Consider the following 14,669-nt stretch of genomic DNA (forward strand, 5'->3'; position numbering starts at 1 on the left):
GCCTTCATGGCGGGCGCCGCCGGCAGTGCGCTGGTCCCTATGACCGCGCGTGCGGCCGCGCAGGATGCGAGCGTGTCGACCGCCCAGGATCCGGCACTTCCTGTCGATGTCACGCTGCGGGTCAATGGCAAGGACAAGCGCCTGCGCATCGACGCGCGCACGACGGTGCTCGACGCGCTGCGGGAGCATCTCAAGCTCACCGGCAGCAAAAAGGGCTGCGACCACGGCCAATGTGGTGCCTGCACGGTCCTGATCGACGACCGGCGCGTGGTGTCGTGTCTGACGCTCGCGCTCGCGGCCGAGGGGCAGGAAATCACGACGATCGAAGGCCTTGCCACCGACGATCATTTGCATCCGATGCAGCAGGCCTTCGTCGACAACGACGCGTTTCAATGCGGCTATTGTACGCCGGGCCAGATCATGTCCGCCGTGGCCTGCGTCAAGGAGGGACACGCGGGCAGCGAGGCCGATATCCGCGAATACATGAGCGGCAACATCTGCCGCTGCGCCGCCTATCCCAACATCGTCGCCGCCGTGAAGCAGGCGGCGCCCGAGATCATGAAAGGCTAGGGGCATGCGATCGTTTTCGTATCAAAGGGCAACAGACCCTGACATGGCCGTGCAGGCGCTCAGCGCTGCCGCGGCTGCGAACAATCCGCTGACCAAGGCTACGGCGCAGCCGCTCGCGGGCGGCACCACGCTGATCGACCTGATGAAGCTGGACGTGATGCGGCCCGCCGCGATCGTCGATATCAATCCGCTGGCGCGCAGCTGGTCGGCGATCGAGCCCGGCAGTGACGGCTTGCGGCTCGGCGCGCTCGCCAAGATGTCCGACGTGGCCGCCCATGCCGAGATCCAGCGCAATTATCCGGTGATCGCGAATTCCCTGAAGCTCGCCGCCAGCGCCCAGCTGCGCAACATGGCGACGCTCGGCGGCAACGTGATGCAGCGAACGCGTTGCGGCTATTTCCGCGACGTCTCTTATGAGAATTGCAACAAACGCAATCCCGGCTCGGGCTGTGCCGCCATGGACGGCGTCAATCGTATGCATGCGGTGCTAGGTACGTCCGATCAGTGCATCGCCACCTATCCCGGCGATTTTGCCCAGGCATTGATCGCGCTCGATGCGATGATCGAGATCAACGGCAGGTCCGGCACGCGCAACCTGCCGTTCGCAGAGTTGCACAAGTCGCCCGGCAGGACGCCTGACATCGAGACGACGCTTCGGCCCGGTGAGCTGATCTCTGCGTTCTCCGTTCACGGCCGCTGGCCGCGCTCGGTGTATCTCAAGGCGCGCGACCGTCAGTCCTACGAGTTCGCGCTGTCGTCGGCTGCGGTCGCGCTCGACGTGCAGGATGGCACGATCAGGGACGCGCGTGTCGCGCTCGGCGGCGTTGCCACCGTGCCGTGGCGAGCGCGCGAGGCGGAAGCGCTGCTGAAGGGACAGACATTCGACGATGGTCTGGCGCAACGCGTGGCCGACGTCGCGTTTGCCGACGCCAGGGGCCGCCAGCACAACAGCTTCAAGATCGCGCTCGGCAAGCGCGTGGTGGCGCGCGCGCTCCAGCAGGCCGTAACGATGGAGATCTGATCATGACCGCTGCAGCTCCCGAGCCGAAAGCGAACATGGGCAAGCCGGTGCCGCGCTATGACGCGGCCGCAAAGGTCACCGGACGGGCGACATATGCGTCAGACATGCCGCTCGACAATCCGGCCTACGCATTCCTGGTCACCAGCGGCATCGCCAAGGGCCGCATCGACAATTTCGATCTCGATGATGCCAGACGGGTCCGTGGCGTGATCGACATCGTCACGCACGAGAACGCTCCCAAGCTGAAGGAATCGAAACTGTTCAGCAATGGCGGCTATGCCGGCACCACGATCCAGCCGCTGAAATCGGCCGACATCGCCCATGACGGCCAGATCATCGCCGTCGTCATCGCCGAGAGTTACGAGGCGGCGCGCGAGGCCGCCAATCGCGTCAAGGTCAGCTACACGGCCGTGGCACCGAGTGCGAGCTTCGACTCGCCGGGGATCACCACGGCAGCGGCAAAGGGACAGAACGCGCAGTTCAAGGAAGACCCGGAGGTCGGCGATTTCGCCAAGGCGTTCGACGCGGCCGAGGTCAAGCTCACCGCCTCCTATGAAACGCCGACCCAGCACCACAATCCGATGGAACTGTTTACGACGAGCTGCGCCTGGATGGGCGACGAGCTCGTCATCTACGAGGGCAGCCAGTATGTCTATGGCCTGAAGAACGGCGTCGCCGAGCAGCTCGGCATCGACGCCGACAAGGTCCGTGTCGTCAATCCCTATGTCGGCGGCGGCTTTGGTTCGCGCGGCTCGATGACACCCCGCACCGCCATCATCGCCGGCATTGCCAAACGCCTGAACCGGCCGATCAAGCTGGTGCCGACCCGCGACCAGGGTTTCACCATCGCGACCTACCGCGCCGAGACGCGCCATGAGATCAGGCTTGGTGCGGGTCGGGACGGCAAGCTGGTGGCTTTGAGGCATGACGGCGCGGAGGTTTCGTCGCGGCCGGATGCTTACTGCGTCGGCGGCACCAAGACGACGACACGGCTCTATGCCTGCCCGAACGTCGCCAGTCTGGTGTCGATCGTGCGTGCCGACCGCAACACGCCGGGCTTCATGCGCTCGCCGCCGGAGGTGCCGTATCTCTTCGCGCTGGAGAGCGCGATGGACGAGCTTGCGGTGAAGCTGAACATGGACCCGGTCGAGCTCCGCCGCATCAACGACACCAACGTGGAGCCGATCGGCGGCAAGCCCTATACGTCACGGTCGTTGATGGCGTGCTTCGACGAGGCCGCCAAGGCGTTCGGCTGGTCGCAGCGTTCGCCGCAGCCGAAATCGATGTCGGACGGCGACTGGCTGATCGGCTATGGCTGTGCCGCCACCTGCTATCCGACGCAGATGGCGCCGTCTGCCGCGCGCGTCCGCCTCCAGCGCGACGGCCGTACCCGGGTCGAGATCGCCGGTCACGAGATCGGCACCGGTGCCTATACCGTCATCGCCCAGACCGCGGCCGAGCGGCTCGGCGTGCCCCTGGAGAAGGTCGCGGTCTTCCTGGGTGACAGCGATCTGCCGCCGGCGCCTGTTGCCGGCGGTTCGAACTCGACTGCCAGCACCTGCTCGGCGGTGATGATGGTGTGCGACCGGATTCGTCAAAGGCTGTTCAAGGCCGTGATGCCGAGCGACAGCCTTGCCGACAAGGCCAAGGAGACTGTCGGCATCAGCCAGGCGCCGAGCACGCAGGCGGCGCAGAGCGATCGTCCACTCGATCTCGATAAGGCCTTCGACGCACTCGGTGTCGGCATCGTCGAAGAATACGGCGAGTGGAAGCCCGAGGGGGCGCCGCTGGATTCGTTCACGGCGATGCACAGCGGGCACGCGCGGCTCGTCGGGGGCCATCAGATGAAGGACAAGATCGCCTATGCCTTCGGTGCCGAGTTCGTCGAGGTCCGCGTCAACCGCTTTACCCATGAAATTCGTGCGCCGCGGCTGGTGGGAGCGTTCGCGGCGGGCCGCATCATGAATCCGCGCACGGCGCGCAGCCAGCTCATGGGCGGCCTGATCTGGGGCATGTCCTCGGCGCTGCTGGAAGCCACCGAGATCGACGAGCGCAATGCGCGCTACGTCAACGACAATCTTGCCGATTATCTGGTGCCCGTGAATGCCGACGTGCCCGGTGTCGAGGTGATGCTGCTTTCCGAGCAGGACGATCACATCAACCCGGCAGGCGTGAAGGGCCTCGGCGAGCTCGCCAATGTCGGCACCAATGCGGCCATCTGCAATGCGATCTATCACGCCGCGGGCCAGCGTATCCGCAAGCTGCCCGTGCGGCTCGAAAATATCGAGGTGTGAGGGGTGGCAACGGCGTCGGCGTTGCGCTAGACACCTTGCGCCTCAAACGGAAGGTCTCTTATGCAGCGTTTACAGCGCGTGCTCCTCGCCATCATGTCGGCACTCGCGATCACCGTGATCGCCGGCGTGTCCGATTTCGTTTCCACCACGGCCTCGGCCCAGACCGCAGGGAAGACCATGACCACAGCTTCAGGTTTGCAGATCACCGACAGCGTCGCCGGCACCGGCGCTTCGCCGAAGCCCGGCCAGATCTGCGTGATGCACTACACCGGCTGGCTCTACGAGAACGGCCAGAAGGGCAAGAAATTCGACTCGTCGGTCGACCGCAACGAGCCGTTCGAATTCCCGATCGGCAAGGGCCGCGTCATCGCCGGCTGGGATGAGGGTGTTGCCTCCATGAAGGTCGGCGGCAAGCGCACGCTGATCATTCCGCCGCAGCTCGGCTATGGCGCCCGCGGCGCAGGCGGCGTGATCCCGCCAAACGCGACGCTGATGTTCGACGTGGAATTGCTCGGGGTGAAGTGAGCCCGTAAACAAAAAGACCGGCCTCTCGGCCGGTCTTTTCGCTTTCAGTGCGACGGTGTTATCTCGTCTTATTCCGTCGCGCGCTTGGCTGCGGCCGCGGCGCGATCGACCGCGTCCTTCGCGGCATCCTTGGCGTCGCCCATGGCCTGCTGGCCCTTGCCCTTCACTTCCTGGACCGCACCTTCACCCTTCAGGCGTTCGGATCCGGTGGCTTCACCGACGCCCTGCTTGGCCTTGCCCATTGCCTCGTTTGCGGTGCCCTTGATCTTGTCGGTCGTGCTACCCATGAAACTCTCCTGCGGTTTGCTCGCTGGGACAACGTCCGACGGTTACGGGGGTTCCGTTTTTGTTATGGCTCGATGTCGCGGCTTTGGGTTAGTTTGCCGCACACGGAACCAATAGAAAGCAAGTCCCATGACCGGCCATGACCATTCGCATTCGCACCATGACCACGATCACGACGATCGCTGGAAGCATGACGGCGTGCGCGTCATTCCCGGCAACCAGCTCGATACCAACGTGCCGTCGACGGCGGGCATGGACCGCGCGGCCGCGATCAATTTCGCGCGCGTCGGTGCGCAGAAATTGTGGGCGGGCACCGTCAGCATCAAGCCCGACGCCAAGACCGGCGCGCATCACCACGGCCATCTCGAAAGCGTCATCTACGTGGTGAAGGGCAAGGCGCGGATGCGCTGGGGCGAGAGCCTCCAATTCACCGCAGAGGCTGGCCCCGGCGACTTCATTTTCGTCCCGCCCTACGTGCCCCATCAGGAAATCAACGCCAGCCCGGACGAGGTGCTGGAATGCGTGCTGGTGCGCAGCGACGGCGAGGCGGTCGCGATCAACCTCGACATCGAGCCGGTCGAGAAGCCCGAGACCGTGCTGTGGGTCGATCCCATTCACCGCGATCCGAACGAGAAGAAGTAGGGCTGGCCCAAGACCGCGTCGGGCGATGCGACAGAACCCCGCAGGTTAGAGAGCGAGAAATATCCGGAAGCGCTGTCGGGTGGCAGCCCAGCCGTCCGTCCTTGGGCAGAACCCCGCCCAAGGAGCTCCGATGCCCAGGATGATTTTCGTCAATCTGCCCGTGACCGACCTCAAGCGCGCCACTGCGTTTTACGAGGCGGTCGGTGCGACGAGGAACCCGCAATTCAGCGACGAAACAGCGAGCTGCATGGTCTTTTCCGAGACCATCTACGCGATGCTGACGACCCACCAAAAATTCCGTCAGTTCACGCCGAAGCCGATCGCGGATGCAAAGACCTCAAACCAGGCGCTGTTCTGCCTGTCCGCGGACAGCCGGACCGAGGTCGACGATATCGTCAGCAGGGCCGCGGCTGCAGGCGGGGTCGCCGATCCCAGCCCGAAGGATGAATACAGTTTCATGTACGGCCGCAGCTTCGAGGATCCGGACGGCCACATGTGGGGTGTGAACTGGATGGACATGGCAGCCTTCGCCGCGCAGTCCGAGATGGCGAACCCCTGATCTAAGCCCACGACAGCAAGAAGCCGAAGAGGAGCATTCACGATGTCCAAGGTCGTTCCCTGCATGTGGTTCAACGGCGACGCCGAGGAAGCCGCGAAATTCTACGTCTCGCTCGTGCCGAATTCGGCGATCACGCATGTTCGGCGCAATGTTTCAGATGGCCCGTCCGGCAAGGAAGGCTCCGTGCTCGTCGTCGAATTCTCTGTGGCGGGACAGCCTTTGGTCGCGCTCAACGGCGGCATGAAAATGGAATACACCCACGCGATCTCGCTGATGATCCATTGCGACGATCAGGCCCAGGTCGACAGCGTCTGGAATGCGTTCCTGGCCCATGGCAGCAAGGAAGAGCAGTGCGGCTGGCTCAGGGATCGCTGGGGCGTGGCCTGGCAGGTGGTGCCGAAGGTGATGTTCGAATTCCTCTCGAGCCCCGAAAAGGCGGCTGCCGCACGCGCAATGCAGGCCATGATGAAGATGGTCAAGCTGGATGTGGAGGCGCTGCGGCGGGCGTTCGAGGGCAAGTCGGCGGCGTGAAGCGCGTGCCCTTGCCACATACTCACTGTCATCGCCCGGCTCGACCGGGCGATCCAGTACGCCGAGACGGTCGTGGGTCAATCCATAGGCCGCGGCGTACTGGATTGCCCCGGTCGAGCCGGGGCATGACAGCGGAATTTGAGGCGAGGTCCGCCGCTAATAATTGATCCGCAGCCCCACGCCGCCATGGATGGTGTTACCCACCGGCTGCGGGCCGAGCGTGCCGTTGGCGAACAGGTCGACGATCCAGCCCTTCTGCACGCGGAAGCCGAGCCGGCCGCCATATTCGAACCAGCCCTGGTTGCCCATGGTCGGCACCACCACGCCGTCGCCGGTCACGGTGGCGACGATGCCGCTATGGCCAGCGAATGACTGCACCCAGCCGCCATTGATGTTGGCCTCAATATTGCTGCCGTAGAGATGCGTCCACTGGCCGCCGATCTTGACCAGGCTGGTGCGGTCGGTGCCGGTCGCGATGCTGGCGTCGAACGGATTGAACGCCACTGCGCTGTCCGTATAGCCCGAGACGCGCTGCCAGAGCTGCCAGACCTCGATCGAGGCGGCGACCTCGTCGCGAGGCGACACGCGGCTCATCCAGCCGGCACGGCCATAGACGGCGTAGTTCGCGGCGTTGGTCGAACTCGTGACGCTCACCGGTCCGAGGCTCGTGTTGTAGCTGCGGGTGTAGCGCGCCTTCTCCCACGGCGTCAGGATCGTGCCGACGTCGAAGAACGGACGCGACGAGCCCCAGTCGGTGAAGTCATAACGCAGCGCGAAGGCGCCGATCGGCGCGCTGGTGATGTTGTAGCCGCCCTCGCTGTACTGCGTGTAGGCGATGCCGGCGAGCAGCGACAGATTGTTGGTCAGCTCCTTGCGGCCATGAATGCCCGCCGAGAACGAGCCGGCGGAGCCGAATGCGCTGACGCAGTTGCTGCAATTGACCTGCTCGTTGACGCCGAGCAGCACCGTGCCGAGCACCCGGTTGGTGATCATCTGGTTGAAGCGCTGGTTGGCAAGGCCGCCGATCGAGCCGCCGCTGGAATCCGCGCCAGTCGGCGTCGGGCTCGGCGAGGATGACGGATAAGGGCTCGGCGACGATGACGGGTTGGGGCTGGGCGAGGGCGAGGGGCTGTGGGTCGGCGACGGCGAGGGTGAATAGCTCGGCGCCGGGGTGGGCGTCGGACCTCCGCACTCGGACTCGCACGCCGTGGCGGCTGCCGCCGGACGGGCATCGACCGCGATCAACGCAAACGCAGCCACGGCGGTCAGCACGCTCGCGAGCATGAAGCGCCTGACGTTGAATACTTCCATCGTCAGCGCCCGCACAGCATGCCGTCGTCATGGGCGGCGGGCGTGATGGTCGGCGACGCGTCCGCATATTGGTTGACCGCGCACAGTCCCGCGCTCGCGGCGCAGGTCGCGGCAAAGGTCCAGGGCGGCGTATTGGTCTTATTGATAGAGACCTTGCCGCCGGTCGAGGTGATGATTGCGGTGTCGCCGGGCTGGGTGAGCTGGACGCACTGTTGGCTCGTCGTGCAGACACTGGCGGCGCCGTCCTGCAGCACGACGACCGAGCGGCCGCGCTGGGACAGGATATCGAGAGTGGTACCGCGCACGCCGATGGTCGCGAGCGGTGTGGTGATCTTGTAGGCGGTCTTCTCGGAATGTCCGGTGACGAAACGGAATGCGCCGGTCGTCATGCGGATCGCGACGTCACGATAGCTGTGCTCGTCGTTGAAGACGGTGCGGTCGAGCTTGAGCGTCGCGCTCGGACCGAGCGACAGATTGGTGCTGTCGGCCATCACGAAGCGCGCCGCGCTGCCGGCGCCGGTGCGCACGGTTTCGTCCCGCAGCATGCTGTCGCCGACGCTGATCGGCGTCGTGGTTGTGGCCACGCGAACGACTTCATTCTGAATCACGACGGCTTCACCGACGCGCGTCTGCGCTTGGGCGCAAGACGCCGCGCACAAGACCGTCGACAACAACGTGGAGAAAAGCCAGAAACGCAAATTCATTTCGCAACCGATCGATGTGTCCCTGATCGTACCGGATCACGCGCGCTTGCGATGTGGCGGAATTATCACAAGCAGCGCGAGACCTGCGTTATGCTTAGTGACAGTTGCGGCAGAATGCGTTCAATGAAAACCGCGATCTCAATTATTCTCGGCGGTGACGCAAATTTGCCACGCAAAACTTCCCCACAAGTGCCGCGCGACTTGGCCGCGGTTCCGAAGGTGTCGCGGAGCGCAGTGATTGCTGTCGCGATTTTCCTGGTCGCGCATCTTGCCCTGCTGATCGGCTTGACGACGCCGGAGAAGTTCGTCTTCGACGAAGTGCATTACGTGCCGGCAGCGCGGCAGATGCTGGCACCATCGATGTCGCAACCGATGCTCAATCCGATGCATCCGCCATTGGCGAAAGAGCTGATCGCGCTATCGATCGCGGCCTTCGGCGACACCGCGCTGGGCTGGCGCTATCCCGCGACATTGTTCGGCGCGCTCGCGATCGTCGCGATCTATCTGTGCGGCCTCGCGCTGTTCGCCGCGCAAGGGCCTGCGATCGCCGCCGCGCTGATCGCCGGCTGCAACCAGATGCTGTACGTGCAGGCGCGCGTCGCGATGCTCGACATTTTTGCACTCGGCTTCGGCCTGCTCGCGATTGCCGCCTTCATGCACGGTTTTCGAAAGGATCGTCCCCATGCATTGTTCGCGGCTGCCGGCAGCCTGTTCGGCTGTGCTGTCGCCTGCAAATGGAGCGGCCTTTTTCCGCTCGGAATCTGCATCGCCATCGTCGCGGTGATCCGCCTGATGCAGGGCTGGCACACCCTGTTTGCCGACGCGAAGCCAGAGGATTGGTACCGGCCCGATCTCTGGCCCGCCTTCAGATTACATCAGGTCGTGCTCTGCTTCATTGTCCTGCCCGCGATGACATATCTTGCGGCCTTCGTCCCGCTCTACGGCATGTCGCTGCCGGATTTGCTCGAGGCGCAGCGCCGGATCTTCGCCGACAACACCACCACTGCCATCGCCGGCCATACTTATATGAGCGCCTGGCCGTCATGGCCGCTGCTCGCGCGCCCGGTGTGGTTCCTGTTCGACAAGACCGCGGGCGACAATGTCTCCGCGATCGTATTCCTCGGGAATCCCCTGGTGCTGTGGCCGGCGCTGCCCGCGCTCGCCGTCGTGCTGCGCGACTTCGTCGTCGCGCGTCGCCGGGATGCGTTCCTGATCGCGGTGTTCTATTTCGGGTCCTGGCTCGCCTGGGCGTTGCTGCCGCGTACGCTGGCCTTCATTTATTACTATCTGCCGGCCGCGACCGTGGCGTCACTCGCGCTGGTCTACGTGCTGCGCCGGGACGGTCTGCCACGCTGGCTGTTGTGGGCTTATGTCGCGATCGCGGCAGCGGGCTTTGCCGCCATGCTGCCGATCTCGGCGGCCTTCGTCGGCACGTCGATGCAGAGCTTCAACCGGCTGATGCTCTTCCAAAGCTGGATATGATATCGCCGCCTGCCGGGGAACGGCAGGCGGCGCCTTTATGGGCGATGACCTGTGAATTACTTTGACGCGGTCTTGGTGTCCATGTTCACGACCTGGACGCGGCGGTTGATCGGGTCGGCGCCGTTGGCGGCGTCCTTCAGCTTGGTCTTGCCGTAGCCGACGGTGACGAGATCGGTGCCGGTGAGGCCGTAGTTCTGCACCAAATATTTCTTGATGGTGTCGGCTCGCCGCTCGGAGAGTCCCTGATTGTAGGCCTCGGTGCCGACCGCATCGGTATGGCCGGCGACCACGAAGGTCGAGCCCTTCAGCGAGGGATCGGACAGCGCCTTTCCGAGCGCCTGGACCGACGGCACCGACGTCTTGGCAATGTCGGCCGAGTTGTAGTCGAACTGGATCTCCAGATCGATCTTCGGCTTGGTCGCGGCGAGCTCGGCAATCTGCTCGCGCTCGCCCGTCGACAGCGACCGGGTCGAGCGGTTGCGCACGGTGTTCAGGAAGGTCGATTCCTTGGCCTGCACCGCCGGATCCACCTGCGGACCTGCGGACAGACCGCGGGTCGCCGCCTTCGGCTTCAGTGCATCCAGGATCTGGTTGGTCGAGACATTGCCGTCGCCGGCCATGGCCAGGCCGGCCGTCATCGAGAGAACTGCCGAGAGGGTTATCGCCTTCAGTGCAAAAGACTTATTAAAACCAGTCATTGTCGTATCCTCGTTGTGACGCCTGATGGCTATTTGATGCTGCAAGCATAGGGCAGGTTCAAAACCCCTGGTGTGATCTTGGTCACGCTGGAAACGGGGCCGTCCGGGGTCATGTCAGGGAATTTCAAGCGGTTTCGGGTTCATGGATGGCCGACCCGCGGTCCATTTGGAGGACGGACGCAGACGCGTGAAGAGAGTGGTCGCACGCTGCCCGGCGAGCGTTCGAGCCTTCGCAGTCCCGTCGTGATCCGCATCACTGAGGGCCGCCGCGCCCAGGTGCCGGCTCGGGGGCCGGGGCCGGTTCACTCAGGGAAACCCATGGTCACCGATTGTCGCAAAGCCGTCGCGTGTTGGCCTGTCTGCGAACAATTTTTCGGCCAGATGGACGCCTAGCAGGGCACAGCCTCCGACAGGCGCAAACGAAGGGAGCCGAGTTCCACCCAGTGGCGAGGCCAAGTGATTACCAGTTCTATCGCAGTGGCCCGCCGGATCGGACCGTGTCCCTGAGTTCCATGCCCATCTACATCGGGGCAGCGATGATCGCGGTGGCGATCCTGCTGTCGACGCTGATCACGGGGCTGACCTCCCGCTATGTCGGGCTTCAAGCGCCGACCGACGAGAACATGTGGCTGGTCGATCGTCTCACCGGCAGTGTCTATCGCTGCCAGGCGGAGGAGCGCGGCAAGGCCTCGTGCGAACCAGATGTCGCAACAGGCAGCGTGGGCGACCGGTCCAAAGCCCCGAAAGCCGGCCGCTGAGCCCCCGCCTTCGCACCGCAGCAAGAAAATTGTCTTCTCTACGAAACGTCTTCGCCGGAGAATACGTATTGCGAAGGCCGGCATGACGCCGGTTTCGTTTTACGGAGGAGACATTTCGATGAAGATCTTGCTCACAGCCGCCGCTTTTGTCGCGCTCACCCTTTCCCTTTCACCGGCATCCGCCGCCATGATGGCATGCACCAGCGATAATATGATGAAGTCCGCCGCCATGATGAGCGGCACGGCGGATACGCCGGCCAAGACGGCCATGAACAAGGAAATGGCCATGGCCAACACCGACATGAGCAACGGCAAGATGAAAAGCGCCTGCATGCATTACATGAAGGCGCAGAAGGCGATGTCGATGAAGTAGGCGCGGGTAGCGTACCTTCCGACCGCGCTGTCAGTAGATGGCAGCGCGGTTTTTCCTTGTCGCTCCTGGATCGGCTTCTTGCCTGGATGCGAATCCCGCTACACTGCATTCCGCAATGTCCCGCGCGCCCAAACCGATTCCACTCACCACGAAACAGGCCCGGCAAATCTGGCTTCATGCCCAGCGGCTGGACGACCGCGCGCCGTTCGGTGACGGCGCGCAAGCCGTCTCCGACGCGGTCGCCCATCTCGGCTATGTGCAGATCGACACCATCAACGTGATCGAGCGCTGCCATCACCACATCCTGTTCAGCCGGATCCCGTCCTACCGCCGCGCCGACCTGCGCCACGCCCAGAGCGTCGACAAGAGCGTCTTTGAATATTGGACGCATGCGCTCTCCTACGTGCCGGCCGGCGACTTCCGCTTCTTTCTGCCGGCGATGCGCGAGCACCGCCGTGAGGGGCACAAATGGTTCGCCTCGGTGAAGCCTGCCGACACGCGCAAGGTGATGCGGCTGGTGCGCGCCGGCCCGCTGACGATCCGCGACATCGAGGACGACGTGCTCACCGAGAAGGAGCATCTCTGGCAAAGTCGAAAACCCTCGAAGCGGGCGTTGCAGCTCGCCTTCTATACGGGTGCCGTGACCATCAGCGAGCGCCAGGGCATGCTCAAGACCTATGAGCTGATGACGCGCCATTTCGGCTGGGACAAGCTGCCGAAGCCGGCGTCGGCAAAGGACATCACGGCCTATCTGCTCGATCGCGCGCTGCGATCGCAAGGTGTCGTGAGCCTCGATTCGGTCTGCCATCTCGACGCGCCGCGCAAGCCGGCGGTGGCTGCCCTGATCGGCTCGCGCGTCCGCCGTGGCGAGCTCGTGCCTGTCGCCATCGAGGGTGCCGGCAACCAGGAGCACTGGGCACTGCCGGTGGCGCTCGAGCCGGGCGAGCGCGCGCCACCTGATCTCGTCCATATCCTGTCGCCGTTCGATCCACTGATCATCCAGCGCAAGCGCACCAATCTCATCTTCGGCTACAACCATTTGTTCGAGGCCTATGTGCCGAAGGCCAAGCGCAAGCTCGGCTATTTCGCGCTGCCCGTGCTGGTCGGCGACGAGATCGTCGCCGCGCTCGATCTGAAGACCGACCGGCAGGCGAAGAAGCTGCTGATGCAGAAATGGACCTGGGCCGGTGAGGGAAAGAAAACCGCAGGGCGCAAGGAGCTCAAACGGAAGATCGAGGAGGAGCTCGATCGTTTTGAGAAGTTTCAATTGGCGGAGTAGTTGTGCGCGGCGTGGATCACCGATCTCTGTCGTAGCGCAACGTGGTGGCCCGCTGCGCCCACTGCATTGCTTGCTCCATTGACTCTTCGCCCGCGATATTCAAAACCGGCTTTCAGCCCATAAAAGCAACAACCATGGGGGAAGCCATGAGCCAGACCACGACCTATGCCGGTTCCGCCGGCGCAGCCAAGTCGGAAATCGAGATCTCGACGATCCGCGCCATCTCCTGGCGCCTGATCCCGTTCCTGGTGCTGGCCTACTTCTTCTCCTATCTCGACCGCGTCAATCTCGGCTTCGCCGCGCTGACTATGAATGCCGAGCTGAAATTCACGCCGCTGATCTTCTCCTGGGGCGCCGGCATCTTCTTCATCGGTTATTTCATCTTCGAGGTGCCGAGCAATCTGGCGCTGGAAAAGTTCGGCGCCAGCCGCTGGATCGCCCGCATCATGGTGACCTGGGGCATCATCTCGGCGCTGATGGCGCTCACGAGCGGCGTCACGAGCTTCTACGTGCTGCGCTTCCTGCTCGGCGTCGCCGAAGCCGGCTTCTTCCCCGGCATCATCCTCTATCTCACCTATTGGTATCCGGCCGAATATCGCGCCCGCTTCCTCGCGGCTTTCGCCATTGCCGTGCCGGTCTCCACCGTAATCGGCGCCCCGGTCTCGGGCCTGCTGCTCGGGCTGGACGGCGCGATGGGCCTGAAGGGTTGGCAGTGGCTGTTCATCATCGAGGGCATTCCCTCGGTGCTGCTCGGCATCGTCACCTGGTTCTATCTCACCGACAGGCCGGAGAAGGCGGATTGGCTCACGGCCGAGCAGAAAGCCTGGCTCAAGACCAAGCTCGATGCCGAGATCGCGGCCAAGCAGGCGGTGAAGCATTTGTCGCTCGGTGAGGCGCTATCCTCACCAAAGGTGATCATGCTGAGCCTGGTCTATTTCGGCTTCGTCGGCGCGCTGTATGGCATGCAGTTCTGGCTGCCGCAGATCGTCAAGGCGTTCGGCCTCACCAACGCCCAGACCGGTTTCGTCACCGCCATCCCGTATCTGTTCGGCACCATCGCGATGATCCTGTGGGCGAGGCATTCCGATGCGACGCGCGAGCGCGTGATGCATGTCGGCGCGCCGTTGCTGCTCACTGCCGTCGCGCTCTGCGTCTCCAGCTATCTCACCGACCCCACCCTGACGATGATCGTGCTGACGGTCGCCGCGATCGGCGTGTTCTGCTGCTTCGGCGTGTTCTGGACCCTGCCGACCGCGTGGCTCTCCGGCCCGGCGGCGGCCGGCGCCATCGCCCTGATCAACTCGGTCGGCAATCTCGCCGGCTTCGGCGGTCCGTATCTGATCGGCTGGGTCAAGGAAGCCACCGGCCAGACCTCGAGCGGACTGCTCGTGCTTGCGGTGCTGCCGCTGATCGCCGGCATCCTAGTCTTCATCGGCGGCCACGACAGCAAGCACGAGTTCGCCGAACAGGGGCGATGACGCGCGTTGGCGCCCCTCGGCGTCAATTGTACCGTTTTCGTCGGATTGGGGGTGAGCGCCGCACTGTGAAGTGTGACGGCGCTCACATTTCTTCGGAGGGTCGTGTCGCCTTCTCAACCATTCGATGTTACGGTTCCAAATTGCCTGTCTGAGGGATTC

The 14,669-nt window shown here is 63.9% G+C and carries 16 protein-coding genes; 12 read left to right on the forward strand and 4 right to left on the reverse strand.

Features of this window, described 5'->3' with window-relative positions:
* Positions 1–6: 6 nt before the first annotated feature.
* From BRA471DRAFT_RS10515 to BRA471DRAFT_RS10530, 4 genes are read left to right on the forward strand one after another with little or no spacing between them, the layout of a single operon-like run.
* Positions 7–570: a (2Fe-2S)-binding protein gene (locus tag BRA471DRAFT_RS10515; RefSeq protein ID WP_231171091.1), complete on the forward strand. Its 564-nt coding sequence runs from the start codon at positions 7–9 to the stop codon at positions 568–570.
* 4 nt (positions 571–574) lie between these two features.
* On the forward strand, positions 575–1,591 hold the full coding sequence (locus tag BRA471DRAFT_RS10520; protein WP_007606923.1) for a xanthine dehydrogenase family protein subunit M: 1,017 nt from the start codon (positions 575–577) through the stop codon (positions 1,589–1,591).
* Positions 1,592–1,593: 2 nt separating this feature from the next.
* Positions 1,594–3,885, forward strand: coding sequence for a xanthine dehydrogenase family protein molybdopterin-binding subunit (locus BRA471DRAFT_RS10525; protein WP_007606925.1), 2,292 nt, complete (start codon positions 1,594–1,596; stop codon positions 3,883–3,885).
* A gap of 60 nt (positions 3,886–3,945) precedes the next feature.
* The gene (locus BRA471DRAFT_RS10530; RefSeq protein ID WP_007606926.1) at positions 3,946–4,410 is read left to right on the forward strand and encodes an FKBP-type peptidyl-prolyl cis-trans isomerase; all 465 of its coding nucleotides are present in this window, start codon (positions 3,946–3,948) and stop codon (positions 4,408–4,410) included.
* Positions 4,411–4,478: 68 nt separating this feature from the next.
* Here the strand turns inward: BRA471DRAFT_RS10530 and BRA471DRAFT_RS10535 are convergent, their stop codons facing one another.
* Positions 4,479–4,697: a CsbD family protein gene (locus BRA471DRAFT_RS10535; RefSeq protein WP_007606928.1), complete on the reverse strand. Its 219-nt coding sequence runs from the start codon at positions 4,695–4,697 to the stop codon at positions 4,479–4,481.
* A 127-nt stretch (positions 4,698–4,824) separates the two neighbouring features.
* Here BRA471DRAFT_RS10535 and BRA471DRAFT_RS10540 point away from each other — a divergent pair, with 127 nt between their 5' ends.
* From BRA471DRAFT_RS10540 to BRA471DRAFT_RS10550, 3 genes are all read left to right on the forward strand, one after another.
* The gene (locus tag BRA471DRAFT_RS10540) at positions 4,825–5,337 is read left to right on the forward strand and encodes a cupin domain-containing protein (RefSeq protein WP_007606929.1); all 513 of its coding nucleotides are present in this window, start codon (positions 4,825–4,827) and stop codon (positions 5,335–5,337) included.
* A gap of 130 nt (positions 5,338–5,467) precedes the next feature.
* Positions 5,468–5,896: a VOC family protein gene (locus BRA471DRAFT_RS10545; protein WP_007606931.1), complete on the forward strand. Its 429-nt coding sequence runs from the start codon at positions 5,468–5,470 to the stop codon at positions 5,894–5,896.
* Between the two features lie 42 nt (positions 5,897–5,938).
* Positions 5,939–6,427, forward strand: coding sequence for a VOC family protein (locus tag BRA471DRAFT_RS10550; RefSeq protein WP_007606933.1), 489 nt, complete (start codon positions 5,939–5,941; stop codon positions 6,425–6,427).
* A gap of 156 nt (positions 6,428–6,583) precedes the next feature.
* Here the strand turns inward: BRA471DRAFT_RS10550 and BRA471DRAFT_RS10555 are convergent, their stop codons facing one another.
* Positions 6,584–7,738, reverse strand: a complete 1,155-nt coding sequence (locus BRA471DRAFT_RS10555; protein WP_035974858.1) for a hypothetical protein — start codon at positions 7,736–7,738, stop codon at positions 6,584–6,586.
* Positions 7,739–7,740: 2 nt separating this feature from the next.
* Positions 7,741–8,442 carry a FecR domain-containing protein gene (locus BRA471DRAFT_RS10560; protein ID WP_007606937.1) on the reverse strand — a complete coding sequence of 234 codons (702 nt, stop codon included), beginning with the start codon at positions 8,440–8,442 and terminating at the stop codon, positions 7,741–7,743.
* A 51-nt stretch (positions 8,443–8,493) separates the two neighbouring features.
* Here BRA471DRAFT_RS10560 and BRA471DRAFT_RS10565 point away from each other — a divergent pair, with 51 nt between their 5' ends.
* Positions 8,494–9,924 carry a phospholipid carrier-dependent glycosyltransferase gene (locus tag BRA471DRAFT_RS10565; RefSeq protein WP_007606943.1) on the forward strand — a complete coding sequence of 477 codons (1,431 nt, stop codon included), beginning with the start codon at positions 8,494–8,496 and terminating at the stop codon, positions 9,922–9,924.
* A 56-nt stretch (positions 9,925–9,980) separates the two neighbouring features.
* Here the strand turns inward: BRA471DRAFT_RS10565 and BRA471DRAFT_RS10570 are convergent, their stop codons facing one another.
* Positions 9,981–10,622 (reverse strand): OmpA family protein, encoded by a 642-nt coding sequence (locus tag BRA471DRAFT_RS10570; RefSeq protein WP_007606948.1) that lies wholly within the window; start codon positions 10,620–10,622, stop codon positions 9,981–9,983.
* Positions 10,623–11,134: 512 nt separating this feature from the next.
* Here BRA471DRAFT_RS10570 and BRA471DRAFT_RS10575 point away from each other — a divergent pair.
* The 4 genes from BRA471DRAFT_RS10575 to BRA471DRAFT_RS10590 all read left to right on the forward strand — a co-directional run bounded on the left by BRA471DRAFT_RS10575 (position 11,135) and on the right by BRA471DRAFT_RS10590 (position 14,510).
* Positions 11,135–11,380 (forward strand): hypothetical protein, encoded by a 246-nt coding sequence (locus BRA471DRAFT_RS10575; protein WP_007606950.1) that lies wholly within the window; start codon positions 11,135–11,137, stop codon positions 11,378–11,380.
* 118 nt (positions 11,381–11,498) lie between these two features.
* The gene (locus BRA471DRAFT_RS10580; protein ID WP_007606954.1) at positions 11,499–11,753 is read left to right on the forward strand and encodes a hypothetical protein; all 255 of its coding nucleotides are present in this window, start codon (positions 11,499–11,501) and stop codon (positions 11,751–11,753) included.
* Positions 11,754–11,868: 115 nt separating this feature from the next.
* The gene (locus tag BRA471DRAFT_RS10585; RefSeq protein ID WP_007606956.1) at positions 11,869–13,032 is read left to right on the forward strand and encodes a winged helix-turn-helix domain-containing protein; all 1,164 of its coding nucleotides are present in this window, start codon (positions 11,869–11,871) and stop codon (positions 13,030–13,032) included.
* 146 nt (positions 13,033–13,178) lie between these two features.
* Positions 13,179–14,510 (forward strand): MFS transporter, encoded by a 1,332-nt coding sequence (locus tag BRA471DRAFT_RS10590; protein WP_007606962.1) that lies wholly within the window; start codon positions 13,179–13,181, stop codon positions 14,508–14,510.
* Positions 14,511–14,669 lie beyond the last annotated feature (159 nt).

Origin of the sequence: Bradyrhizobium sp. WSM471 (assembly GCF_000244915.1) — a bacterium.
Taxonomy (GTDB): domain Bacteria; phylum Pseudomonadota; class Alphaproteobacteria; order Rhizobiales; family Xanthobacteraceae; genus Bradyrhizobium.